The following is a 22,599-nucleotide window of genomic DNA, read 5'->3' on the forward strand; positions in this document are numbered from 1 at the left end:
GAAGCTTTGACTCTGAGAATTTTACAAATGGTAAGATGTGATGCTTATCGTTTTTCAGCGGGTACCAAAGGCAGTTAGCACCAAGTTTCTGGGGCCTGCATTTCGCCTAAATTCACATATATATATTCCCTGCCAAATTCCTAAGGATAGTTTTCCACCAGAAATCGGAATTTGAAGGCTGGAATCGAAAAAACTGGCTTTAATGTGAGCAGGCATATCATCCGGACCTTCATAAGTGTGGATAAACCGTGGATAAGTTTCCGGAATCAATTCATTTACAAAGGTTTGGAAGTCTTTTCTGACAGTAGGATCAGCGTTTTCATTGATAGTCAGGGCAGCTGAAGTATGCTGGATAAAAACCTGCAAAAAACCGACTTGAAATTGTTCAATTTCAGGAATGGCAGCCTCTATTTTTTCAGTAATTAAATGATAGCCTTGTGGATAATTGGGCAAACGTAATTTTTTCTGAAAAAACTGACTCATATCGGCAAGTTAAAAAAATATGCTTTTAGTATCGCTCGTCTTTTCAAATATCAATGTAGGTCCATCACATGCTCCCCATGAACCCAATAACCTTCCATCAGAATCCCAGGAAAAATACTCTTGACCTGAAAAACAGGTGTGGATCAGTTGCCTATTACTAGGATTGTCACGGCTCAAAAGCACGGACTCTTCGTCATAATTCAACAACAAAAATAAATTGTCATTATTCTCTTCGATCTTAAACTTACCGGAAAGCACATAATCACCAATGTTTTTAACAAAAGAACTGTCTTTCTTAAATCGGTAAACATAGGTAGTATCCGTCTGATCATAAGTCTTTACGTCTCCAGGGTTGAGGCAAAAGTTGCAAAAAGATTCTGTTAGCGCCCATTCTTCCCAATCAGACTTGTCAGGATTAATCGCTTCAGTGCAAGAAGAAAGGGCCAACAATGAAGTAAGGAGAAAACAGCAGAATTTATTCATGATAACACTAGTTATGAAGTCATTACGCTTTTAAGCTCTAATCTGATACAGTCATTAGATCTTTTTCACAGAATTGACTAACACACCCATAGGTTCAATACTTATCAAGACCTGATCTCCTTCCTCCAGCGTAAAATTATCAGGAACAATTCCTGTACCTGTCATCAAAAAGCAACCAATAGGAAATGTATTTGCTCTGAATAACCAATCGGCCAATTCCTGTGGTTTCCGTTTTAATTGTGTCAAATTGGTTTTTCCTTCAAACTGGGTTTTTCCTCCTCTTTTTATTTCCAATTTAATTTCAGTTTCCTTTTCCAACTGATTTCCAATCCAAATACATGGACCTATGGAAGCACAACCTTGATAAACTTTAGCTTGGGGTAGATACAGTGGATTTTCACCTTCTATACTCCGACTGCTCATATCATTTCCGATTGTAAAGCCCTGGATTTTTCCGGAAGGTGATAAAAGTAAAGTCAATTCTGGTTCGGGAACATCCCAAGAGGAGTCCTTTCTGATATTCACGGCAGAGCCGGGATTAGAAACTCTAGATGCGGTTGCTTTAAAAAAAAGTTCTGGCCTATCGGCTGCATACACTTTATCATAAAAATCAGCCCCACCTGAATCTTGAGACTCTTCCATTCTTGCAGTTCGGCTTCGGTAATAGGTGACACCTGCAGCCCAAACTTCCTGGTTCCCCATTGGAGCCAAGATTTCCTCACTTAATAACTCCTCTGCTTTGGAGGAGGAGATACTTTCCCAGTTTTTGGACTCATTACTCAACAGAGATTTTAAATTTTCTCTACCCAATAAATGATCCCAGTCTAATTCTGGGCCGAGCAAATACGATTGATCTACTTCTAAAAGGGTTGCTGATGCTAATTTATATAGTTTCATAGTTAGGCTATAGGTTTATGAAAAGCTGAGAATCAGAATAAATGCAATGAAAGCAGGAAAGGCCTGAAACCAAAAGATTTTTTTAGAAACGGTGTATGCCCCGAAAATTCCTGCAACTACGATAAATCCCAGAAAGAATATTCGAACAGAAATCGACAGCTCATTTACCAGAAAAAAGGACCAAATAAGGCCAGTAGCAACAAAGCCATTATATAAACCTTGATTTGCGGCAAGAGACTTGTTGGTTTTGAAGAACTCCTTAGATCCTCCGAAAACCTTTCGGCCAAAACTTTCCCAAGCAATAGACTCCATCCAAAAGAAAAATAAGTGCTCAACTGCTATCAAGCTGATTATTATGGAGATTAAGACTTGCATATCCGTTTTTTCCTGAATTTACAGATATTTTGGGGCATTGAGGAAAGCTTGATTCCAAATCAGAGTAAAATCATTTGCCTATCTTTAAGGCCTGAATTATATGGATAAACTTCAACTTCCTGCTGCATTTCAAACTCAAATGAGAGAGTTAATCGGAAACGAAGAATATGACGTTTTCGAAAAGGCTATTGATCAAGATAGTAGAAGTTCTATTCGCCTCAACCCATTCAAAAAATTCAAGCTTCAATATCAAGCTTCGCCTGTTCCCTGGTCTAAGCAAGGATATTTTTTGGAAGAGCGCCCTTCCTTTACTTTAGACCCGAGTTTTCATGCTGGGGCTTATTATGTTCAGGAAGCATCTTCTATGTTTATTGAACATATTTTACAAAGCCTACAGATACCGAAAGGAATCTACCTGGACTTGGCGGCAGCCCCGGGGGGAAAGTCAACCTTATTAAGCACCTACCTAGGTCATGAAGGCCTTTTGGTGGCCAACGAAGTAATACAAAGCCGTTCCCAAATTCTAAAAGAGAATATCATCAAATGGGGTTTGGGAAATACGGTGGTTAGCAATAATGATCCCGAGCACTTTGAGCCTCTGGAGGGATTCTTTGATCTCGTTTTGGTGGATGCCCCTTGCTCCGGAGAAGGCATGTTTCGAAAAGATCCACAGGCTAGAACAGAGTGGTCCCCGGATCATGTGCAACTTTGCTCATCTAGGCAAAAAAGAATCATGGACAAAGCCGGTGCACTCACTGCGGCTGATGGCTATTTGATTTATAGTACCTGCACCTTTAATGAAGCGGAAAATGAGGAGATGATTCGGTTTATGATTTCTGAATTTTCCTATGAACCGGTTAGAATTCCTCTCAATGAAACATGGAATATTCGGGAAAGCCAAGTAAAAACCGAAGAAGGGACTTTTTACGGCTATCGTTTTTTCCCGCATTTAGTGGAAGGAGAGGGCTTTTTTATTACAGTTTTCAAGAGGCCAGGAGATGCTTTTTCTCTTTCTCCGGGAAAAATTAAGGATTTCAAGCATCCTTTTCTGAAAGAAGTCAGTCCAAAAGAATCTCAGGCTTTGGATGAGGAATTAGGTTTTCAACCTTCAGGACAATACTATCAGCTAAATGACTCCTATTTTAGAATTGAATCTACTTGGAAGGCCTATTTTGAAAAAATTAGCCAGCATTTAAGCATCCGGTATTTCGGGGTTGAATTAGGAAAAAAACAGAAAAACGACTGGATCCCATCTGCCGAGTGGGCTTTATCCACATTACCCAAAAATGGCTTCAATTTGCTCAATGTCAATTTGGCTCAAGCGCTGGATTTTTTGAGGAAAAAAGATTTGGAGATAAATGAGATTCCCTTGGGCTGGGTCCTGATTTGTTATCAAGATCTGCCTTTAGGCTGGATCAAAAACCTGGGCGGGCGAAGCAATAATTACTATCCAAAAGAATGGAGAATTCGGACGCTTTAATCAGCCTTCTATAATTCGGTTTTTCAGCGCTTTTTGAACTGCTTCCATTTTATTATGAACCTGCAGTTTGCTGTAAATATTCTCCAGATGTTTTCTAACCGTTTTCGGAGAAATAAAAAGATTTTCCCCAATCTGATTATAATTCAACCCTTTAGCAGTTTGCTCTAAGATTTCTGTTTCCCGGGCTGTCAGCTTGACCTCTATATTTTTATCGTCAAACTGAGGAGGATTTCTCAACAATTTCAAAGTTTTCAGAGCAATGGATGGAGTCATCGCTGCCCCTCCATCTAAGGTGTCGATTATTCCCTGATAGAGTTCCGGTGGATTCACTTCTTTGAGAAAATATCCATTTGCACCTGCCTGGATTGCCCTAAAAATGTTTTCGTCGTTGTCGAAAACCGTCAACATTATAGTCTTGATTTGGGGATACTTTTGAGAGAGGACCTCCACCGTTTCAATACCATTTTTTTTAGGCATTTCAATGTCCATCAACACAAGGTGGATATTGGAGTTTTTCTCCAATTTTTCTAAAAACTCTTCTCCATCTGAAGCATGAAACTTCACCTCAAGATCCGGATAAAAGGATAATTTTTCCAAAATCGCCTTCAGCAAAAATGAATTATCCTCAGCTATTGCAATTCTAATGGCCATAATTGATGAATTAATCAATCATTATTTCTGTGCCCTTATCAGGGGCAGTATTTACTTTCATAGATCTACCGATTCTGCTTGCTCTTGTCTTCATGGTGCCAAGTCCATTGCCGAAAGGGTTGGTCTCACTGATTCCAGACCCATTATCTTTGACCACAAGGCGGACCTTATCCATGCCTTGAATAATTTGAATCTGCACCTTGCTCGCTTGAGCATACTTAATCGAATTATTCAATGCTTCCTGAATTATTCTATAAAAATTTACGCCTTCCAAAGAATTTAATCGATGACCCGCATCCACATTTTCGTCTATAATTAATTCAAAGTCTGTGTCAGGACAAGACTCCTTGGCCTTGGCTATCAAATTTGAAACACGGCCTCTCAGGTCTTCAATGGTCATACTGTCCTTGTTCATGGCCCAGATAGTATCTCTCAACTCATTGACTGTCTCCACTGTAAACCCTGAAATCTGATCAATTTTTTGAGCCATTTTCTCTTTTGACAATTCGACAAATTTCAAGTTATTTAAAGAAGACACGATAAAGGTCAACTGGGAACCGATATTATCATGTAGATCCAAAGCAATTTCATCCCTTTGTGTCTTCAGTCTTTTTTGGGTTTCCTGCTCTGCATAGATGGCTTGCAATTTTGCTTCCTGTCTGAGGTGACGATTTTTTGTCTTTTGCCTATAGTAGATAAAAAAGCCTATCCCCAAAGACAGTAATAAAAACACCAAAAGCATCAAAAGTTGATTATTCCTATTTTCGACTAATAGTTCATTTTCTGCCAAAGCAGCTCTTGATTCAGCTAAAGCCCTTTCTTTTTGCTCTACTTCGTACCGAGCTTCCATCTCACTCATTGCCATCAGCCTTTCTTCCTGAAAGATGGTGTCTTTTAGGGCACTGTATTGTTCCAAAAAGCCCATGGCCTTGGGCAAGTCTCCTTTCGCCTTATGAAATCTATATTCTTCAAAAAGGTAGTCTCTTTTCTTCTCAGTCGAGCCACTTAGAGCCACATAGTAAGCTGCACTGTCCATCAAGGAGCGAGCTCCACTATAATCCCTTAAATTATAAGCGATGTTGGCCAAATTGGTGTAATTGGTAGCTAATCCGTAGGCAGGATACCCATCTTTCTGATTGAGTTTCAAGGCAATTTCTATCCACTTTTTGGCTTCATCGTACCTTTCCTGTTTAATAAGAGTGTTACCAATATTATTGAAAGTGAAAATGACACGCATGCTGTCCAAATTCTCCATATCCTCAATTATTTTGAAGTGGTAGAATAAGGCACTATCTGGTTTGCTCCAATCGTCAAAGTTGATCGCTATACTATTCAGCGCGAATGCTCGGTAAATTGGGTTTGCTTTAGAATATTGATCTAAAATTTCAATGGCTCTTTTTCCATATTCAACACCCTTGGAATAATCCTCCATATCATGATGAATTACTGCAATATCCAAAAGGTGATAAGCCAAATTATTGGAATCAGCGGAAACCAGTGAAAAGTCAATTCCATCCTGCGCATGATTCAAGGCTAGATCAAATTGGCCCGCTGCCTGATCTATTCTAGTCAGTCTGATATATGCTAGGGAAATTAATTCGGGATTCAGCGATGGGTCTATAAACTCTATACTCTTTGAAAAAGCACGCTTAGCCTCCATGTTTTTTCCTTGAAGGTTAAATTTCTCCGCTACAAAATAAAAGTAAATTCCAGAGTCAGCTTTAGACTTTAATTTACGCTGGGCTTCCTTTAAATAATTATCAGCAGAATCCAGGTTTGAATAAATCCTTCCTAACTCTTTTTTCAGTTCTTTATTTTGGCTGAAAGAGTCAATAGAAATAAAGGATAGAAGAAATAGAAAAATTATTCGCATAAAAACTATTAAATAGTATTTCAATATAAAAAAAATGCCTTTGACTCCTAAGGATCAAAGGCTAAAAGCTTTAATCAGACTTTTGATCAGCCATATATCTCTTCTAAAATCTGCGCTAATCTCACACTTGCAGCGACCATCCTTTCTTCAGCTACGTGATAATATTGATACATATAGCTATAGCTGATTCTTTTATTTTCCGGCAAATCATACACCATAGGTCTTAAGCTTACCGCTTCCTTCAACCAGTCCTGCATGCTTGCAGACTGATAATGTCTTTGCAATTCAGGAGTGATTCTTCTGTAAAGTTCATTGGCAATTTCAGAGTAACTCATTCCCTGTCTTTCAATCATTCCACTGTCCCAAAGTGCATGTAGGTTGGTAGGGTTTCCAAAAAATTCAATTTTCACATCATTTCCTCCACGATCTTCTCCAGTTCCAACATGAAGTGGCTGATGGATATCTTCCACCATATGAATTAACATTTTTAACTTTTCTGCTTCTTGCTGCGGAGTTAATCCACCTGCTTTCAATTCATTTTTCAAGCGCTGAATGGCCTCGTAAGCATCTCCGCCTTTTTCCTGATGAGCAGGATCATATTCTCCGTTTTTGCTGGTTAAATAATGCCAGGTAGTGGCATAATTAAAAGTGCTATCTGACCTGATTTCATCCATCCAAGTACCACTGCGAGCTATGGACATTGGGTAAATAATTTTTTCCACCCTTTTCACGGTGGATTCTTTCATCTGCCTTTGGGCCATTAGGCCAATCAAATAATGTCCCAACTGACCCCAGGCAAAGCTTTGGGTAGATACTAAGGAAAAAAGCAGGATAATACCTGCTATTCTGAATCTTTTCATTCTTTTATGAGTATTTGTCTTTTTGCTTCAATGAAATCTTTAGAAACTGAATTCTATATTCAAACTTAGCTTTGCTAAATGATTAAAATGTCAACTCAGTATTAAGCTTTTTGGAGTTCTGCCACAGCCAACCAGGCCATCAATCCGGCACCAATTTCCAAAGCATCTTCCTCTATATCAAAGGTAGGCGTGTGAACACCCGAAACTATTCCCTTGTCTTCATTTCGGGTTCCAAGGCGGTAAAAGCAACCGTCAATTTCCTGAGAATAATAGGCAAAATCCTCAGCTGCCATCCAGATATCCAAATCTATGACATTTTCTTCACCCAGATATTCCTTGGCCGCATCTGTTGCTCTAGCGGTTAATTCTGGGTCATTTTGCAAAAATGGGTAGCCTTTTCTGATTTCGAAGTCAACTTCTCCACCCATGCCTTCAACGATTCCTTTTGCGATTTGAAGCATTTTTTGATGAGCCTTCGCTCTCCATTCTTCATTCAGGGTTCGAAAAGTGCCTTGAATTTTCACCTCATTTGGAATCACATTAGTAGCTCCTAAAGCTTCCACTCTACCAAATGAAAGTACCGAAGGGATTTTAGGGCTTGCAGCTCTGCTGATCACTTGTTGCAAAGCAACAATCATATGGGAAGCAATCAATACCGGATCGATTAGCGTTTCCGGCATAGCTCCATGTCCTCCTTTACCTTTCACAGTGACATAAAGCTCATCTGCAGAGGCCATATAGATGCCTTGACGAAACCCAACTTTTCCTGCTGGAATGAAAGGCATCACATGTTGACCAATTATACCATTGGGACGTGGATTATTTAAGGCTCCATCTTTGATCATGTAAGATGCACCGCCTGGGGCAACTTCCTCTCCCGGTTGAAAAATAAGCTTGATGGTACCTTCAAATTGGTCCTTTACCTCGTTAAGGATTTTGGCAGCACCTAACAATGATGCTGTATGTGCATCATGCCCACAAGCATGCATTACCCCTGGATTTTGGGACTTATAAGGAACTTCGTTAGCCTCAATAATAGGCAAGGCATCCATATCTGCACGAAGCGCTATTACTTTTTTATCCGGGTTTTTTCCTTTGATCAAGGCAGTCCATCCAGTTGTCGCTTTTTGCTCCAAGCTCTCGATTCCTATCTCTTCCAGTTTAGACTTAACAAATTTTGCAGTCTCGTACTCTTGATAGGATAATTCCGGATGGGAATGGAGATGACGTCTATTTTGAATTACTTCTTCTTTATACGCTTTGGCAAGCGATTTAATTTTGTCCTTCAACATCATTGCTTTGGCTTGGCACAGTAAATTCTTTCCTCAAGATTCGATCTTGAATAATCCGTGCCGATGGGAATTCAGTTTTGATCAGATGGTAAGTCTTCAATGCTTCCACCTTGTAGGCATATTTTCCAACTTTCACCAAGTACCGGGGCTGCTCATATTGAATGGCTGGCTTAACATCAGGGAAAAGCATGCTAATTTTCTCCTGGGTTTTAAATGCTAAATCTCTATCCAAGCCTGAATAAACCAACACCTTATATCCATTGAAATACGGTTCGGATTTATTCTTGTCATACTGCTGCTTGGCGATTTGCTCAAGTTGATTGTCAATCGCCTGAGGAGAAGTGGCTGGTTCGGGTGCTTTTTGTGCTTCTTTCCTTTCCTCAAAGTTAGGATAGGAAGGCAGCGATGAGCTCAAATCTTCAAAGTAATTTTCATAAGAAGATGCGCTATCTACTGCAGAGCTAGATGTTTTGCAAGAAGCAGCAACAATCAAAAGCACTAATAACCAGACAACTCTCATAAGGATTAATTATCGATGATTACACATTTTCCTTCCTGCACATCCTGTTCCACACTTTTATACTTGACATCCTCTTTGAGGGTTCCGTTCGTGTATTGAACAGTCACGCGATCATTTCTTCCATAAGTCTTTTCAGACTTTCTTGGAGCCACAGCTTGAGGGGCCTGTCTTCCTGCAGAAGCAGCTGCCGCCGCGGCTCTATTTGCACCAGGGTTCAAGGAGCTTGAAACCTCAGCTTTGGAAGCTTGAACTTGTGGTTCAGGTGCTCTTTGAGCCTGTGCTTGCTGAACTTGAGAAGGATCTTGCTTTGGCAAATCAGCTCTAGTCAGGAATGAAACCATATCTTCATTCAATTTGCCGATAAATCGCTTGAACATCTCAAATGCCTCAAACTTATAAATCAACAATGGATCTTTTTGTTCATATACGGCATTCTGAACGGACTGCTTTAAATCATCCATATCCCGTAGATGTTCTTTCCAGTTTTGATCGATGATGGCCAAAGTGACATTTTTCTCCAAAGATCTGATCAACTCATTTCCTTCCGAGCTGAGCATTTTTTCCAAATTCACGACCACTCCGATTTGCTTAATGCCGTCAGAAATAGGAACCATGATATCCTTCACAGTAGCACCTCTTTCTTCTTGCACCCTTCTTAAAATCGGAAGAGCAGTAGTAATGATCTGTTGGTTTTTCTTTTGGTAACTTTCAAAAGCAGCCTCATACAGCTCCTGAGTCAGAATAGAAGCATCTTTGGACTTGAGGTCATTTTCAGAGATTTGGTAGTCAAGACCCAAAGAGGTGAAAATATTCATGCGAAGATTTTCCAAGTCTTCTGTGGACTTGCCCATCTCCACAATGCTTTCACAGACATCGTAAAGAATATTTAAAATATCGAGTTCCAAACGCTCTCCTTTGAGGGCATTTCTTCTTCTCTTGTACACCACTTCCCGCTGGGAATTCATCACGTCATCGTATTCCAATAGACGCTTACGAGTACCGAAGTTATTTTCCTCCACTTTTCTCTGAGCTCTCTCAATGGACTTGGTAATCATAGAGTGCTGAATTACCTCTCCTTCTTCCAATCCCATTCTATCCATGAGTTTTGCAATTCTGTCAGATCCGAAAAGTCTCATCAAGGAATCTTCCAGGGAAACAAAGAACTGGGATGAACCCACATCTCCTTGACGACCTGCACGACCTCTCAACTGTCGGTCCACACGTCTGGATTCATGACGCTCAGTACCAATAATGGCCAAACCGCCTGCCTTTTTTGATTCTGGACTCAACTTGATATCTGTACCACGACCCGCCATGTTAGTAGCGATAGTAACCGTACCTGCTTTTCCTGCTTCAGCAACTACATCAGCTTCTTTCGCATGTTGTTTGGCATTCAATACCTGATGTGGGATTTTTTTCAGAGTAAGCATTCTGCTCAACACCTCAGAAATTTCAACTGAAGTGGTACCCACCAAGACTGGTCTACCTTGGGCAACCAATTCATTGATCTCGTCTACAACAGCATTGAATTTCTCTCTTACCGTTTTATAAACTTTATCCTCTCGGTCGTCTCTTTGAATAGGTTTGTTGGTTGGAATTACCACCACATCCAACTTATAGATTTCCCAGAATTCTCCAGCTTCAGTCTCTGCCGTACCGGTCATACCGGCCAACTTGTGATACATTCTGAAGTAATTCTGAAGAGTAATAGTTGCGTAGGTCTGAGTAGCGTCTTCTACTTTCACATTTTCTTTCGCCTCAATCGCCTGGTGTAAGCCGTCAGAATATCTTCTGCCTTCCATCACACGACCGGTTTGCTCGTCTACAATCTTCACCTTGCCATCCACTATGATGTACTCCGTATCACGCTCAAACATACAATAAGCCTTCAAAAGCTGATTGACAGTATGAATACGTTGAGCTTTTACCCCGTAGTCCTTGATCGCCTCTTCTTTCCTTACAAGCTTTTCTTTTTCATCAATGCTTTCATCCTTTTCAAGATCCGCAATCACCACTCCGATATCCGGCATGATGAAGAAGCTAGGGTCTTCATTTTTGGTAGTCATGGTTTCGATTCCACGATCAGTCAGATCGACCACATTGCTTTTTTCATCAATTGTAAACAAAAGCGGTTCGTCTGCCTCAGGCATATTTCGCTTATTATCCTGGAGATAATAATTTTCGGTTTTCTGTAAAACCACGCGAATTCCCGGCTCAGAAAGGTATTTGATCAAAGGCTTATATTTCGGCATACCTCGATATGCTCTGAACAATGCTAGTCCCCCTTCTTTTTCATTACCTTCTGCAATCAACTTCTTGGCAGTTGTCAAAAATCCCTGAACCAACTTTCTCTGCTCATCAACCAGGGTTGATACCCTTGGTTTCATTTGATCAAACTCGTGTACATCACCTCTTGGAACAGGTCCTGAAATAATCAATGGAGTACGTGCATCATCAATTAACACGGAGTCAACCTCATCGACCATGGCAAAATGATGCTTTCCTTGCACCAAATCATCAGAGTCTCTAGCCATATTGTCACGCAAGTAATCAAAGCCAAATTCGTTGTTGGTACCATAAACGATATCGCAACCATAAGCTTTCTTTCTGCCTGCTGAATTAGGCTGATATTTATCAATACAGTCTACAGAAAGGCCATGGAATTCAAAAAGCGGTGCATTCCACTCCGAGTCACGTTTTGCCAGGTAATCATTTACTGTAACAATATGAACTCCTCTTCCGGCCAAAGCATTGAGGTATGCTGGTAATGTTGAAACCAAAGTTTTTCCTTCACCCGTCGCCATCTCGGCGATTTTACCTTTGTGCAAAACCATACCTCCGATCAGCTGCACGTCATAGTGCACCATGTCCCAAACTACCTCATTTCCTGCAGCAAGCCAGCTGTTGTGCCAAATGGCCTTATCACCGTCAATCTCCACGTTTTTCTTAGTAGCCGCCAGTTCCTTATCCTTAAGAGTGGCCGTCACGGTCAATTGCCCATTTTCTTTAAATCTTCTTGCCGTCTCTTTGACAATTGCAAAAGCTTGAGGCATGACTTTTTCCAAAACCTCTTCTAAAGATTCATCCCGCTCTTTTTCTACCTGTTCGATTTGGGTAAAAAGATTATCCTTCTGGTGGATAGCGTCGATAGGCAGGGCTTCAATTTCTGCTCTGAAGCCAGCAATCTTATCATCCAGTTCCTGTAAATGGCTATTGATGGTTTCTTTGATCTGAGCAGTTTGGGCACGAAGCTCCTCATCACTCAGTTTCTGAAGACCAGAAAAAATGTCATTTATTTCTTTAACCTTCGGAAGTAATTCTTTGATATCTCGGTCGGATTTGGTTCCAAAAACTTTGGCTAATCCTTTTGCTATAAAATCTAACATGTTTGTCGTATGTGATTCTGAAATCAGGCTTTAAAATTAAGCCCTTTTTATTACAATTGATAATTAAACTAGAGAGGCCTTTGTGTGCCTTTCTTAATTTGAAAGTTCCATTTTTCCGGAAAAAACCTGTTTGGCTGGTCCAATCAACCAAACGTTATCCAGGCATCCATCTTCATTTCTGTGAAATCGTACGGAAAGATTTCCTCCTAAGGTTTTGATTTTCACCTCAGCATCAGATTTTTCCTGCTCAAAAGCAATGGCCGCTGCTGTCACACCTGTCCCGCAGGATAGGGTCTCATTTTCAACTCCTCTCTCGTAGGTTCTGACAAAAATCTCGTCTTTGCCCAAAGCCTCTATAAAATTGACATTGGTTCCACCAGGAGCATAATCTTCTCTATATCGTATTTTTTTGCCTTCCTCAAAAACAGGGTAGTTATGAACATCTTCAACCACTCTTATATGATGTGGTGAACCTGTATTTACAAAGCAATCTCCGTTTTTAGCAGTAATTCCTTTCACATTGCCCATTTTCAACTCCACCACATCTTGGTTCAAAACTGCCTCATGAGGGCCGTCGATAGCCAAAAAATGCGTTTTGTCTTCAATGATGCCTAAAAAGCCAGCAAAGGCAACTGCACAACGGGCACCGTTTCCACACATACTCATGGAGCCGTCGGCATTGAAATAGATCATTTCAAAATCATAGTCTCTATGATTTCGGATTAAAATCAATCCATCAGCACCTATTCCAAACTTTCTGTCACAGATTCTGGAAACCAAGTCGAGATTTTGATCATCGAATTTATTCTCCCGATCATCGATCATCACAAAATCATTTCCAGTGCCCTGATATTTATAGAAAACCATCTTATTCATCTTAACTTTTAGAAAGTCAAAAACCTAACCAAGCAAAACTTTGGATGCAAACATAACCAACTTGTCAGAAAATCGGACTTAATGTCTGATTAGCAATTTCAATTCTGCTTAAGAATGGTTAGTTTCAGGTATCTTTTAACATTGAAACTAGAAATCAGTTATTTATTTATGAAACTCACAGAAAACCCTATATCCCGACGAAAGTTTTTATCGAACAGTTCCAAAGCAGGCCTTGCTGTAGGTTTGGTTGGTTCGGGAATCTTAAGTGCTTGCTCCAATGAGGCCAAAGGTGATGCACAGGCAATTTTAGCAACCAGCTTTACGCAAACTCCGCTAAGATTCGATTTTGGAGCATTGGAGCCTCATATTGATGCGATGACTATGGAAATCCATTTCACCAAACATGCAGCCGGATATGCAAAAAACCTGGGTGAGGCAGTTGGAGAGGAAAATGTAGACACCAACAAACCCTTGGAGGATGTATTAGCTAAGATTTCCAATTACAGCACGAAAATGAGAAATAATGGTGGCGGCCATTACAATCATGAACTATTCTGGCAAATCATGACTCCGGATGCTGCCGAAAGACCAGAAGGGGATTTGGCAGAGGCTATCAATTCTTCTTTTGGAAGTTTCGAGGCATTTGTTGAGCAATTTGAAGCTGCTGCTAAGACTAGATTTGGTTCAGGTTGGGCATGGTTGGTGGTGGGAGAGGACAACAAATTGTCCGTAGGTTCTACACCTAACCAAGACAATCCTTTAATGGACATTTCAGATTTTAAAGGAATTCCTTTACTAGGTCTGGATGTCTGGGAGCATGCTTATTATCTGAACTATCAAAACAGAAGGGCAGATTACGTCTCCGCTTTTTGGAATATAATTAACTGGAAAACAGTGGCTGAGCGCTATAATGCGGCCATTTAATTCAGAAAATTAAATAAATATAAGACGTCGGACTATTCAGTTCGACGTTTTTTTGTGCCCATTTCTTAGCTAATCCAGTTACGTTTTGCTCTTCGTATTTTTTTCTGGATATCCGGTTGGCATCTCAATTGGATCAAATAGAAGTAAACCAAAATAAAATTACCATGATCAAAAATTTTGTAAACGCCGCAATGATTGCATTTTCAGCCGGAATTATTTTGAGTTCTTGTTCAGAAAACGAAGACCAAATGCCTTCTGAAGGGAATTCCAATGCAAGGCTTTTTGCGACTGCCAGCGAAGGTTCTTCCGGTAGCAGCAATTCCAGAGTAATCGTCAATGGATTCTCTTCCACAGAATTCACTGTGGCCACTGCAGACATGGAATTGAGGTATGCTGCAAAAGCAGACATTCAAGCAGGAATTAATCTGGGTAACATTACTTTAAAAACAAATGTGAACTCTAGCCTACAGACTTCCGCTGCACAAACGAAATCACTGACCATTATTGCCAATGGTGATAGTAGAGCAGCTTTGGTTGCTGAAGGTGAAACTCCTGAAGGAAACTATGCAGAAGCAGAATTTAAGCTGAAGAAAAACACCACCGTTGCCTCTTCAGACCCAAAATTCAACAAATCAATGTGGATTAAAGGTCAAGTGAACAACACAGAGGCTATTGTATGGTCTGAAACCGAAAAAACAATCCGTGCAATGGCAGAAGCTAGCAGCGGTGTAGAAGTAGAAGGCCAAAGCGAAATGGTTTTGGATTTCGACATGACTAAGCTATTTGCAGGTGTTGACTTTTCCTTGGCAGTAGATGGAAATGCAGATGGCAAAATTGAAATCGGTCCAAACGGAGTCGATGGTAATACCTTGCTTTACTCCAGAATCATGAGCAACATTGACAGTGCCGTGACATTAAAAAAGAGAAACTAAGCACATTATTAGATCTTAAAGTTTTAAAAGGCCGGGTTTTCCGGTCTTTTTTCTTTATTTCGGATTCCAACTAGATTAATACCTATGCAAGATCCAAAATCCCTTACTTCGGTTGCTTTATTCCATCAAACTTTTAAGCACCCTGTATTACCAGAACCTACAATTCCTTCTGAAACCCGCTGCAAATTGAGAGTTTCTTTGCTTGCAGAGGAGTTGAAAGAGTTAGAACAAGCCATTGCGGACAAGGATTTGGTAGAAATTGCGGATGCCCTTTGCGATCTGCAATACGTGCTTTCAGGAGCTGTTCTTGAATTTGGACTAGGGGAAAAATTCAAAGAGCTTTTCGACGAGGTACAAAGATCAAACATGAGCAAAGCTTGTGTCACAGAAGAAGAAGCTAAGGCCACAGTGGCACATTATAAGCTGAAAGGAACCGACTGTTTTTATGAAAAAGAAGGAGATCTGTTTTTGGTCTTTAGAGAAGGGGACAGAAAAACTTTGAAATCCGTTAATTATTCCCCCGCGGATTTAAAGAAAATTGTAGAGAAATAATCAAGAGCTTTTGATAGGCTGATCCCTATAGTTTTTGATTTCCAATACACGGGCCGGAAGATTATATCCGGCCTTTTCTAATGTAGTCAATACCTGGATAATAGCTTGGCTTTTCACTTCCAAATCGGCAATTTTTCTGTCGAAAGTATCCACCCAAAAAGCTACTTGCAAATTTAAGGTGCTTTCTGCAAGCTCCGAAACCCAAACTTTAGGAGTTTTGGTATCCATTAAGACTCCCGGGACTTTTTGAATGGCCTCGAGAATTAAAGCTCTTGCGACTTGGTAGTCGGAGCCATAATCCAAACCAACTATAAAATCATAGCGCAGAAATCCATCTATGGTAAAGTTGACCAAAGGGTTTTTAATGATGGTGGCATTAGGAATAAATACATCCTTTCCATCTGGGGTTTTGATTTGAGTGTCCCGCAAATTCAGGTTTAATACCACACCCCTTATCCCATTAATATCTACCGTATCCCCCACTTTAAAAGGTCTTTTAAAGGCTAGAAGAATTCCTGCTAAAAAGTTTTCACCGATATCCTTAAGAGCAAAACCGATCACAAAAGCTGTAATCCCCGCACCGGCTAGAAGACCTGAAACCAAGCCTGTCAGTCCAATTATTCTAAAAACCAATAGAAACCCAAGCAGTATAATGATCAACCTGAAGACAACGGATAAGAAATTGGCTAATAGCGGATCATCCATCCGGACCAATAATCTTTTTCTCAAAAATTTTTGAAGGACATTGGCCAAAAAGTAAAAAGCGAGTAGGATGGCTAAAGAAAGACCTATTGTCTTTAAAAGTGCTTCAATTCCTTCCCAATCTGTCTGAAAAATGTCAAGGCTTTTCATCATCCTATATTTTGATTTTTCTTAAAATACAAAAAAGCTCAGGATTTGACTCTTAGTGGAATTATTTGAGCCAAGAATTATAATAAAATAAGGGCCGATTTAAAGTCGACCCTTACTGGAATTAGTCTTTTGGAATCACCGTGACCTCAACTGCGTGATAAATATTTCTTCTGGCTTCCAGCTCTTCCGTGAATTTTGCCACCCATTCATCCCTTACTGCTTTACTGTAGGTTTTTATTATTCTTATACTACCCACACCGACTCTGTAGACATAACTTTCGCCATCCCTTTGCAAATCCGATGCATTTCTGTTTACTATGTTTCCTCTAGTTCCATCTTGTCGGATAAGCTGAAACTGAAAGGCTTTAGGCTCTACTTCTGTGGTGAATTTTGCCAAAAATCCTCCGTTCGATATGGTATATTCTACTCCAGTTGGAGATAAAGACGTTTCTCTTTCACTCACAGGTACATATATTTCCCATCCTGTTATAAATTGAATTTTATCCTCTATTCGGATGATTGCGAAATCTTCTCCAATTTTCGTACGATTTGCACCTTGTTTGATATAGGTTCTTACTTTGACAGTATCGACTGCATTTTCAGATATGCTTCCAACCTTGACAGAGGCAAAATACTTGACCTTATTTTTTGAACTGGAGGAACTCTTCCCTTCATGAATATCATCATACAAGTAGCCGAATTTTCCAGAAGTGGACCATTCGTATTCGATCACCTGCCCGTCTGCTACAGAGGATTTGATAAATGCCGTCAGCTCCCGGCTATTTTCAGGGGATACTTTTGATTCTCTTGGCTCCAAATTGATTTCGATCTCCCGCGCCTTGATTTCGAAGACCTCCAAACTCCTGGAGTTTTGAATATCATGTACTTTTCTTGCGTAGTCAGCTCCCTTTAGCATGAGATCGATCGTGGTCAAAATCTTGGCCTTTCTGATGGCGCTTTGCTTGAAGTCTTCCAAACTAGGTTTGGGAAGATTTGCTGGGGCGTTTTCCCAAATCGTCTCTGCTGCTACCCGCGCCAAATCCTCCAAAAAAATCGAGCCGAACTGATTATAGCCAATGGTAAAAAAGTCCCTGACCGCCTCGGATAGCTCTCCGTTTTGTACTTTTTGACTGACGCTGGGCATTTGGTCCAGATAGCCCGCAGTAGCAATGATCATCGCCTCCCAGAAATCCTGCTGTGTTTTGGGAGCTCCTGTATTTTTGGAGGCAGTGGCTTTGGCGGTAAGGCCGTCCGCAATCAAAGGCACGACAAAATCAAGGGTAAAGGTCAAAAGCATGAGTTTGGTACGCTCGGCGATTTCAGCCTGATTGAGATTTTGTCCGCCTTTTCCCATACCGATGGCCCGCAGCTGCCAGGTGGCTTCTTTTTCATTCAGGCTCAAGGGAATTTCTATGGGATCGGTATTGACCCGAAAGGACTTCTCGGTACTGCCTAAGAGGTATTCATAGACCGTTCCCGAAAAGCTGGTAATTCCGGTGACCACGGGGATTTCCACGGTTTTGTCCGCACTCTTCTGATTACTTGATCCTGGAAATTCATTGATCGCTTCTTCTTTGCCTGACTCATCTATCCTTTTGGTCTTGTAGAGAAATCCCGTCGCCCGCCTTCTGAAAGTGTTTGCTATCTCAAACTGGCTCAATCCGATCTGGTATACTTGGATACCGCTTTTGATTTCCCCATCCACCAATAAGTCGGAGGCCTTTGTCTCCTCGCTGATGCGGGCATCAGGAAAATTAGGATCCAATCCCTTAATCATTTCCCCTAAGAGTAGCCCAAGATTGGGATCGGACAGGAAGTAAGGATCCTTTTCAAAAGCCTGATCCACTTGTGACTTCCACTCTGGCCAATTGGGAAAAGATTCTACTTCCGCAAAAAACCGAGGTGCAAGTTCAGGCTCGAAAAATGGCCCTCCAAGACCCCAAAAAAGCAAGGTTTTGGCGGTGGTGCTTAAATCCAGTTTTTGCTGATTTGCATCAATCACTCCGGCTAAAAGGAGTCGATCTTGCCTATCTAGAAGATAAGCAAATGCAGATTCGGAGGGAAATTTCATCACCTTTCCGGATTTCTGCTCATTCAGCGGACTGGATTTGTCCCAAGACCAAAGGGAAGCTCCGGTCAAATCAGGGCTTTTTCCCTCTGGAAATTCTACAGTAACGCTGTAGGTCTCCAATCCTACCAAAGGATCTGGGTTTACAGGATCTTGGGGAAGGATGTCTTCTTCTGTATTGCAGGAAAGACAAAGGAGTGTGGCTAGAAAAATGTAGGAGAAAATTCTTTTTTTCATGATTTAAGAAGTTTAAAGAGGAATTAGGGTCTTATCTCCAAAGCAGATTGAGCCCAAAAGCAAACTGGAAGGTATCATCGGCGAAAATGGCCGGATGGGTGTATATTTCTTCATTCAGGGAAGTAATCTGCTTGCCGGTGACCAGATTGACTTCTATGTCGAAGGGCATTTTGCCATCGGTGAGCTGATAGGTTGGAATCAGGGTACCATAGCCCCAAGAAAAGCCGGCTCGATTACCGGTCACCCAGATATCCCCATCGGATTGAATACCCGAAGGACCTTTTTCGGTGAAATATCCAATCCTGAAGGCCAGTCTTTCGAAAAACCAAGCCTCGGCACCGACCCCAAAAGCGGTACTGAGTTCATGATCAGTGTTATTTTTGGGACCTCCAGGAAGGTAATCCTGAAATTGTAGGTCGAGTCGCAAGTCTATAGCCTTATCGGTCCCTTCGAAGTAGGCCTTATCTGCTGTCAGACCTAAATTTAGCGGAAGCTGAAAAGAGAAACCGGCACCCAACCTAAGAATGATGGGCAAATATCTGTCAGAAACCCAACTCTCGTATTCTTGATTGGTCTCTCCGTTAAAAAGGAAGTTGGAGAGGGATAAAGCTCCAAAAAACTGCTGGTCTTGTATTTTTTCGGACTTGAAAAATTCTACCGGTCTTTGATACTGAAGCCCCAAACTAGGTATAAAGTCGGAATTCGTCTTTTCTCCATTCACTGCATTTTCCTGCATCAAATTAGCACTCAAACCAACCTGAAGGCCTTCTACCACTTGGTATGATGCCAATAAAGAAATAGCATGTTGAGAAAAGAAATCCGTGTCGAAGGTTTCGCTACCAATAATGGTTGTCCATACTGGATCAGGATTTTGGTAGCTGAAATAAGAAATGCCTAAAGAGAATTTTTCTTTCAGCTTGAATGCTCCACCTACGAAATAGTACCTGGAATTTGGACGGTAGGAGTGTCCATTTGCGTAGTTGGCATATGCTTGAATCGGGGCCATGGAACTCCCGATAGCTGCAGGATTATAAAAGGAATTTTCGATTCCGGCTCTTGTCAGCGTGGTGAAACCCATCCCCTGGGCTCGGGCACTGGTGGATTGATTATTGTACAACCCAAAGTAGCCGGGAGGATAATAGTAGCTAGTTTGGGAAAAAACAGGACAGGACAAGAAAAACCCGAAGAGTAGAAAGAATAGCTTTTTCATAAGACAAGTAATTAGTGGTTTGCTTACTCATCGTGGGAAATTGAAAAAAGTCATCAAAGAATTTTATAAAAAAGTCATTGGTGTAGAGAGAACTCACTTTATCACCAATGACTTTTCTACGCTCTTAAGCTATGCATTCTTAGCCAGGATCTTTTAGCCGGATAACCACTTGAGCTTTTCCCACAAATTTAGATTTCACCTCTGCAGCAATTGCTCCACAATTTGGTGATCCAAGATTTACAGGTCGGCTTTCAGTTTTGAAGGCTACAATAAATGCTCGGTATTTTCCATCCTCTTCAGGTGTCTTATTTGCACTCCAAGAAGCTGTCTTGCCTAGAAAGTTTCCCCCTGGAGTGAGATCTATAATTTTTGCTGTGTAGGAAACTGCATTGGGCTCAGGTTCAACCAGAAACTGCAATCTTGACCCGCAGGTGTAGAATTTGTCCGTGTTGTTTTGGAAACTGGTAAGCGTAAGGTCTACTGTAATGATTTTGATGTTATCTGAATTGTCTATCTCAATATCCAGGCTCAGTTCCTCGTAAAGAAAATACTCCCCATCTACTGCTGATTTCTCATAAATTCTCGCCTTGACGGTCTCCCTTCCTTTTTCTGTGTCCTCATCTGTCACTAGATAATTGATGGCATTATCGTCATAGGTGGTAATGACTGTTCCATTTTCGGCAAACTTTACTAATCGTCCATGTTTCCCTTCAGTGGACCAAACGACCTTTTTCCCAGTAAAGTCAGCATCGCGTTGGTTGACTGGCTCGATGTAAAGTTTGGCTGTATTTATCTGATCCTCCTTGCCGGAAAGTACTAGACCTCCCGGTTTCAGGATATAGGTGCTCTTTTTCAGATTGAGGACAGTAGTGTCCCTCCCTATTAGCTGATTTTTGTAATAAGCCTCCACATAGACATATTCGAAGTTGTTTTCTTCAGGTAGATCTGAGGCGCTGGTCTCGGAATAATAAGTGATTTCTTTGTCCGAACTGTCAAATGACTTACCCTTGTTACCTTTTTTGTCCTGGATGTAGCCGTATTTTCCAGAAGTGCTCCATTTGAAATAGGGGAAATTATCGCCCCCTTCTTCTTCTAAATTTTTGATTTCGGCTTTGATTTCTTTGTTGCCACGACTGGAAACGGTGGCTTCGGCAGGAAGGAGGCTGACTTTGGCAGAGCGGGCTGTGACTGTCCATTCCTCAAACTGACGGGAATTTCTAAAATCTAGACCAATTCGAAGAAAATCTCCTGCTAAAAGCGCAGAATTCAATACTTTGAGCACTCTTCCTGCACTTTCAAAAACCTCATCATATTTACTGGCATCTACTTTGGGAAAATCCTTCACGTAGTTTTTTCCAAATTCGGTCATGATGTCAAAGCCTGTGAAAGCCATCTCCTTGAAAGTAGATTCAATTAGGCCTGTTTCCACTTTTTCTATTCCTTTTTTCAAGGCAGCAGCATATTGACCTTTTTTTATTTCATCATAAACATCGGGGCTAGCCTTTAAAAACACTTCAGTCTTTTCGATAAAAGCCTCAACTCTACCATTTTTAATATCAATCCCACCTTCTTTCAGATCTCCCTTGTACCCAAAAATCTCCATGATGAGCGGGAACATAAAATCGATGGCAAAAGTCTCCACTTCCAGCCGGGTCAATTTGAGGAACTCTGCTTCGGTTTTTGGATTGGTCGAGCTTATTCCTGGGCCTACGATATGCAGCTTATACTCAGCCTCACTTTCCTTATCTTCCAAAGGCAAGGATGCTGGACCACTTGTTTTCGCTGCTATTTCCGATTGTGTATTTTCCACCAGACTGCCCAGTATCCCTGTTAAAGAATTGGCAGCTGAGGCTGGGTCAATGGGAAAATCCTCTTTGGCTGGTGTACTGCCTCCTAAGTTGGTTATAAGAGTTGTTTTCACCCCGGATTCATCCTTTGAAGATACTTTATACAGGAAAGCATGCGCTCTTCTTCGATAGGAATTGGTGACGGAAATTTTTCCCAGGTCGCTTTCAAAAACCTGAATACCGCTTTTGATATCTGCCGCATCTACTTGAATATCGGATACTTTAGCTCGAATATCCAATTCATTGGGTTCTGGCATGATTTGCTTTAATACTTCCTTCAATGGCTCAACAAAAATCCCCTTGGAAAGTATGAGTGGATCTTGCTTCCATAATCCTTCAAATTCTTTTCTCCAGGAAACTGCGGGAGAAATTTCATCTATTTTGGCAAAGAAACTTGGGGCATTTTGTCCGGGAATTAACCATAAGCGGCTTCCTTGGTACAATAACACATCCGCTGTGGTCTGAGGAGATATTTTGTTTTGATCACTTGAAAGGTACCCCATCAGGACTATTTCCCCATTTTTGTCCAAAAGAAATGTAACACTGCCCTCGCCGGGAGTAGCAATAGCCTTTACTTTACCTTCATTTCCTACCGGAAACCTTTCACCAAATGAAAGCAATTCCGCCCCAGTTAGGTCCAAAGAGCTTCCCTCGGGCAAGACAATCTGTACATCCTGAGTCTCATAATTTCCGGCTGGGTTTTCTCCCACAGTAGGATCGGTAGGATTAGCAGGTTCGGTGTCTTCCTGACAAGAAATAGTCAAGGCTACCAGAAAGAATAAAAGTAACTTTTTCATAAGA

General features: G+C 41.0%; 19 protein-coding genes. 4 read left to right on the plus strand and 15 right to left on the minus strand.

The window, feature by feature from the left end:
- Positions 1-54: 54 nt before the first annotated feature.
- Genes B2906_RS17645 through B2906_RS17660 form a run of 4 tightly spaced genes read right to left on the minus strand, consistent with a single transcriptional unit; the run spans position 55 to position 2,238 of the window.
- Positions 55-483 carry a secondary thiamine-phosphate synthase enzyme YjbQ gene (locus B2906_RS17645; protein ID WP_219957337.1) on the minus strand — a complete coding sequence of 143 codons (429 nt, stop codon included), beginning with the start codon at positions 481-483 and terminating at the stop codon, positions 55-57.
- Between the two features lie 9 nt (positions 484-492).
- The gene (locus B2906_RS17650) at positions 493-966 is read right to left on the minus strand and encodes a hypothetical protein (RefSeq protein WP_219957338.1); all 474 of its coding nucleotides are present in this window, start codon (positions 964-966) and stop codon (positions 493-495) included.
- A gap of 54 nt (positions 967-1,020) precedes the next feature.
- Complete coding sequence (locus B2906_RS17655; protein ID WP_219957339.1) at positions 1,021-1,863, minus strand: fumarylacetoacetate hydrolase family protein; 843 nt, start codon at positions 1,861-1,863, stop codon at positions 1,021-1,023.
- Positions 1,864-1,878: 15 nt separating this feature from the next.
- Complete coding sequence (locus B2906_RS17660) at positions 1,879-2,238, minus strand: DUF1304 domain-containing protein (RefSeq protein WP_219957340.1); 360 nt, start codon at positions 2,236-2,238, stop codon at positions 1,879-1,881.
- A 100-nt stretch (positions 2,239-2,338) separates the two neighbouring features.
- Between B2906_RS17660 and B2906_RS17665 the strand changes: the two genes are divergently transcribed.
- A complete protein-coding gene (locus B2906_RS17665) occupies positions 2,339-3,718 on the plus strand; it encodes a methyltransferase RsmF C-terminal domain-like protein (protein ID WP_219957341.1) in 1,380 nt (459 codons plus the stop codon).
- On the opposite strand, the gene B2906_RS17670 is transcribed toward B2906_RS17665, so the two are convergent.
- The 7 genes from B2906_RS17670 to dapF form a co-directional block, all read right to left on the minus strand.
- Complete coding sequence (locus B2906_RS17670) at positions 3,719-4,369, minus strand: response regulator (RefSeq protein WP_219957342.1); 651 nt, start codon at positions 4,367-4,369, stop codon at positions 3,719-3,721. It abuts the gene before it with no gap.
- 10 nt (positions 4,370-4,379) lie between these two features.
- Complete coding sequence (locus tag B2906_RS17675) at positions 4,380-6,242, minus strand: tetratricopeptide repeat-containing sensor histidine kinase (RefSeq protein ID WP_219957343.1); 1,863 nt, start codon at positions 6,240-6,242, stop codon at positions 4,380-4,382.
- Positions 6,243-6,328: 86 nt separating this feature from the next.
- Positions 6,329-7,102: a S1/P1 nuclease gene (locus B2906_RS17680; protein ID WP_091653417.1), complete on the minus strand. Its 774-nt coding sequence runs from the start codon at positions 7,100-7,102 to the stop codon at positions 6,329-6,331.
- A 101-nt stretch (positions 7,103-7,203) separates the two neighbouring features.
- Positions 7,204-8,394 carry a M20 metallopeptidase family protein gene (locus B2906_RS17685; RefSeq protein ID WP_091653415.1) on the minus strand — a complete coding sequence of 397 codons (1,191 nt, stop codon included), beginning with the start codon at positions 8,392-8,394 and terminating at the stop codon, positions 7,204-7,206.
- Positions 8,375-8,914, minus strand: a complete 540-nt coding sequence (locus B2906_RS17690; RefSeq protein ID WP_286942067.1) for a hypothetical protein — start codon at positions 8,912-8,914, stop codon at positions 8,375-8,377. The genes B2906_RS17685 and B2906_RS17690 overlap by 20 nt, the downstream gene beginning before the upstream one ends.
- A gap of 5 nt (positions 8,915-8,919) precedes the next feature.
- Complete coding sequence (gene secA / locus B2906_RS17695) at positions 8,920-12,300, minus strand: preprotein translocase subunit SecA (RefSeq protein WP_286942070.1); 3,381 nt, start codon at positions 12,298-12,300, stop codon at positions 8,920-8,922.
- A gap of 93 nt (positions 12,301-12,393) precedes the next feature.
- Positions 12,394-13,167, minus strand: a complete 774-nt coding sequence (gene dapF / locus B2906_RS17700; protein WP_339816330.1) for a diaminopimelate epimerase — start codon at positions 13,165-13,167, stop codon at positions 12,394-12,396.
- 177 nt (positions 13,168-13,344) lie between these two features.
- Between dapF and B2906_RS17705 the strand changes: the two genes are divergently transcribed.
- The 3 genes from B2906_RS17705 to B2906_RS17715 all read left to right on the plus strand — a co-directional run bounded on the left by B2906_RS17705 (position 13,345) and on the right by B2906_RS17715 (position 15,584).
- Positions 13,345-14,100, plus strand: coding sequence for a superoxide dismutase (locus B2906_RS17705; RefSeq protein WP_219957347.1), 756 nt, complete (start codon positions 13,345-13,347; stop codon positions 14,098-14,100).
- Positions 14,101-14,264: 164 nt separating this feature from the next.
- Entirely contained in the window at positions 14,265-15,032 is a 768-nt protein-coding gene (locus B2906_RS17710; RefSeq protein ID WP_286942074.1) for a hypothetical protein, read from the plus strand.
- Positions 15,033-15,116: 84 nt separating this feature from the next.
- Positions 15,117-15,584 carry a nucleoside triphosphate pyrophosphohydrolase family protein gene (locus B2906_RS17715; RefSeq protein ID WP_219957349.1) on the plus strand — a complete coding sequence of 156 codons (468 nt, stop codon included), beginning with the start codon at positions 15,117-15,119 and terminating at the stop codon, positions 15,582-15,584.
- Here B2906_RS17715 and B2906_RS17720 read toward each other — a convergent pair whose 3' ends face one another.
- The 4 genes from B2906_RS17720 to B2906_RS17735 form a co-directional block, all read right to left on the minus strand.
- Positions 15,585-16,439 (minus strand): mechanosensitive ion channel family protein, encoded by an 855-nt coding sequence (locus tag B2906_RS17720; protein WP_286942078.1) that lies wholly within the window; start codon positions 16,437-16,439, stop codon positions 15,585-15,587.
- A 118-nt stretch (positions 16,440-16,557) separates the two neighbouring features.
- On the minus strand, positions 16,558-18,741 hold the full coding sequence (locus B2906_RS17725; protein WP_286942081.1) for a hypothetical protein: 2,184 nt from the start codon (positions 18,739-18,741) through the stop codon (positions 16,558-16,560).
- 31 nt (positions 18,742-18,772) lie between these two features.
- A complete protein-coding gene (locus B2906_RS17730; RefSeq protein ID WP_219957352.1) occupies positions 18,773-19,951 on the minus strand; it encodes a hypothetical protein in 1,179 nt (392 codons plus the stop codon).
- A 139-nt stretch (positions 19,952-20,090) separates the two neighbouring features.
- Positions 20,091-22,595 (minus strand): hypothetical protein, encoded by a 2,505-nt coding sequence (locus B2906_RS17735; protein ID WP_219957353.1) that lies wholly within the window; start codon positions 22,593-22,595, stop codon positions 20,091-20,093.
- Positions 22,596-22,599: the final 4 nt, after the last annotated feature.

The sequence above is a fragment of the Algoriphagus sp. UBA3586 genome (assembly GCF_002376385.1).
GTDB lineage: Bacteria > Bacteroidota > Bacteroidia > Cytophagales > Cyclobacteriaceae > Algoriphagus > Algoriphagus ornithinivorans.

What these genes read in the sequence shown, in the direction of transcription:
- secA (WP_286942070.1), bottom strand. Translation starts at nt 12,300, where the DNA reads ATGTTAGATTTTATAGCAAAAGGATTAGCCAAAGTTTTTGGAACCAAA.
- B2906_RS17710 (WP_286942074.1), top strand. Translation starts at nt 14,265, where the DNA reads ATGATCAAAAATTTTGTAAACGCCGCAATGATTGCATTTTCAGCCGGA.
- B2906_RS17660 (WP_219957340.1), bottom strand. Translation starts at nt 2,238, where the DNA reads ATGCAAGTCTTAATCTCCATAATAATCAGCTTGATAGCAGTTGAGCAC.
- B2906_RS17690 (WP_286942067.1), bottom strand. Translation starts at nt 8,914, where the DNA reads ATGAGAGTTGTCTGGTTATTAGTGCTTTTGATTGTTGCTGCTTCTTGC.
- B2906_RS17650 (WP_219957338.1), bottom strand. Translation starts at nt 966, where the DNA reads ATGAATAAATTCTGCTGTTTTCTCCTTACTTCATTGTTGGCCCTTTCT.
- B2906_RS17730 (WP_219957352.1), bottom strand. Translation starts at nt 19,951, where the DNA reads ATGAAAAAGCTATTCTTTCTACTCTTCGGGTTTTTCTTGTCCTGTCCT.
- B2906_RS17645 (WP_219957337.1), bottom strand. Translation starts at nt 483, where the DNA reads ATGAGTCAGTTTTTTCAGAAAAAATTACGTTTGCCCAATTATCCACAA.
- B2906_RS17680 (WP_091653417.1), bottom strand. Translation starts at nt 7,102, where the DNA reads ATGAAAAGATTCAGAATAGCAGGTATTATCCTGCTTTTTTCCTTAGTA.
- B2906_RS17655 (WP_219957339.1), bottom strand. Translation starts at nt 1,863, where the DNA reads ATGAAACTATATAAATTAGCATCAGCAACCCTTTTAGAAGTAGATCAA.
- B2906_RS17720 (WP_286942078.1), bottom strand. Translation starts at nt 16,439, where the DNA reads ATGATGAAAAGCCTTGACATTTTTCAGACAGATTGGGAAGGAATTGAA.
- B2906_RS17735 (WP_219957353.1), bottom strand. Translation starts at nt 22,595, where the DNA reads ATGAAAAAGTTACTTTTATTCTTTCTGGTAGCCTTGACTATTTCTTGT.
- B2906_RS17715 (WP_219957349.1), top strand. Translation starts at nt 15,117, where the DNA reads ATGCAAGATCCAAAATCCCTTACTTCGGTTGCTTTATTCCATCAAACT.
- B2906_RS17670 (WP_219957342.1), bottom strand. Translation starts at nt 4,369, where the DNA reads ATGGCCATTAGAATTGCAATAGCTGAGGATAATTCATTTTTGCTGAAG.
- B2906_RS17675 (WP_219957343.1), bottom strand. Translation starts at nt 6,242, where the DNA reads ATGCGAATAATTTTTCTATTTCTTCTATCCTTTATTTCTATTGACTCT.
- dapF (WP_339816330.1), bottom strand. Translation starts at nt 13,167, where the DNA reads ATGGTTTTCTATAAATATCAGGGCACTGGAAATGATTTTGTGATGATC.
- B2906_RS17705 (WP_219957347.1), top strand. Translation starts at nt 13,345, where the DNA reads ATGAAACTCACAGAAAACCCTATATCCCGACGAAAGTTTTTATCGAAC.
- B2906_RS17725 (WP_286942081.1), bottom strand. Translation starts at nt 18,741, where the DNA reads ATGAAAAAAAGAATTTTCTCCTACATTTTTCTAGCCACACTCCTTTGT.
- B2906_RS17665 (WP_219957341.1), top strand. Translation starts at nt 2,339, where the DNA reads ATGGATAAACTTCAACTTCCTGCTGCATTTCAAACTCAAATGAGAGAG.
- B2906_RS17685 (WP_091653415.1), bottom strand. Translation starts at nt 8,394, where the DNA reads ATGTTGAAGGACAAAATTAAATCGCTTGCCAAAGCGTATAAAGAAGAA.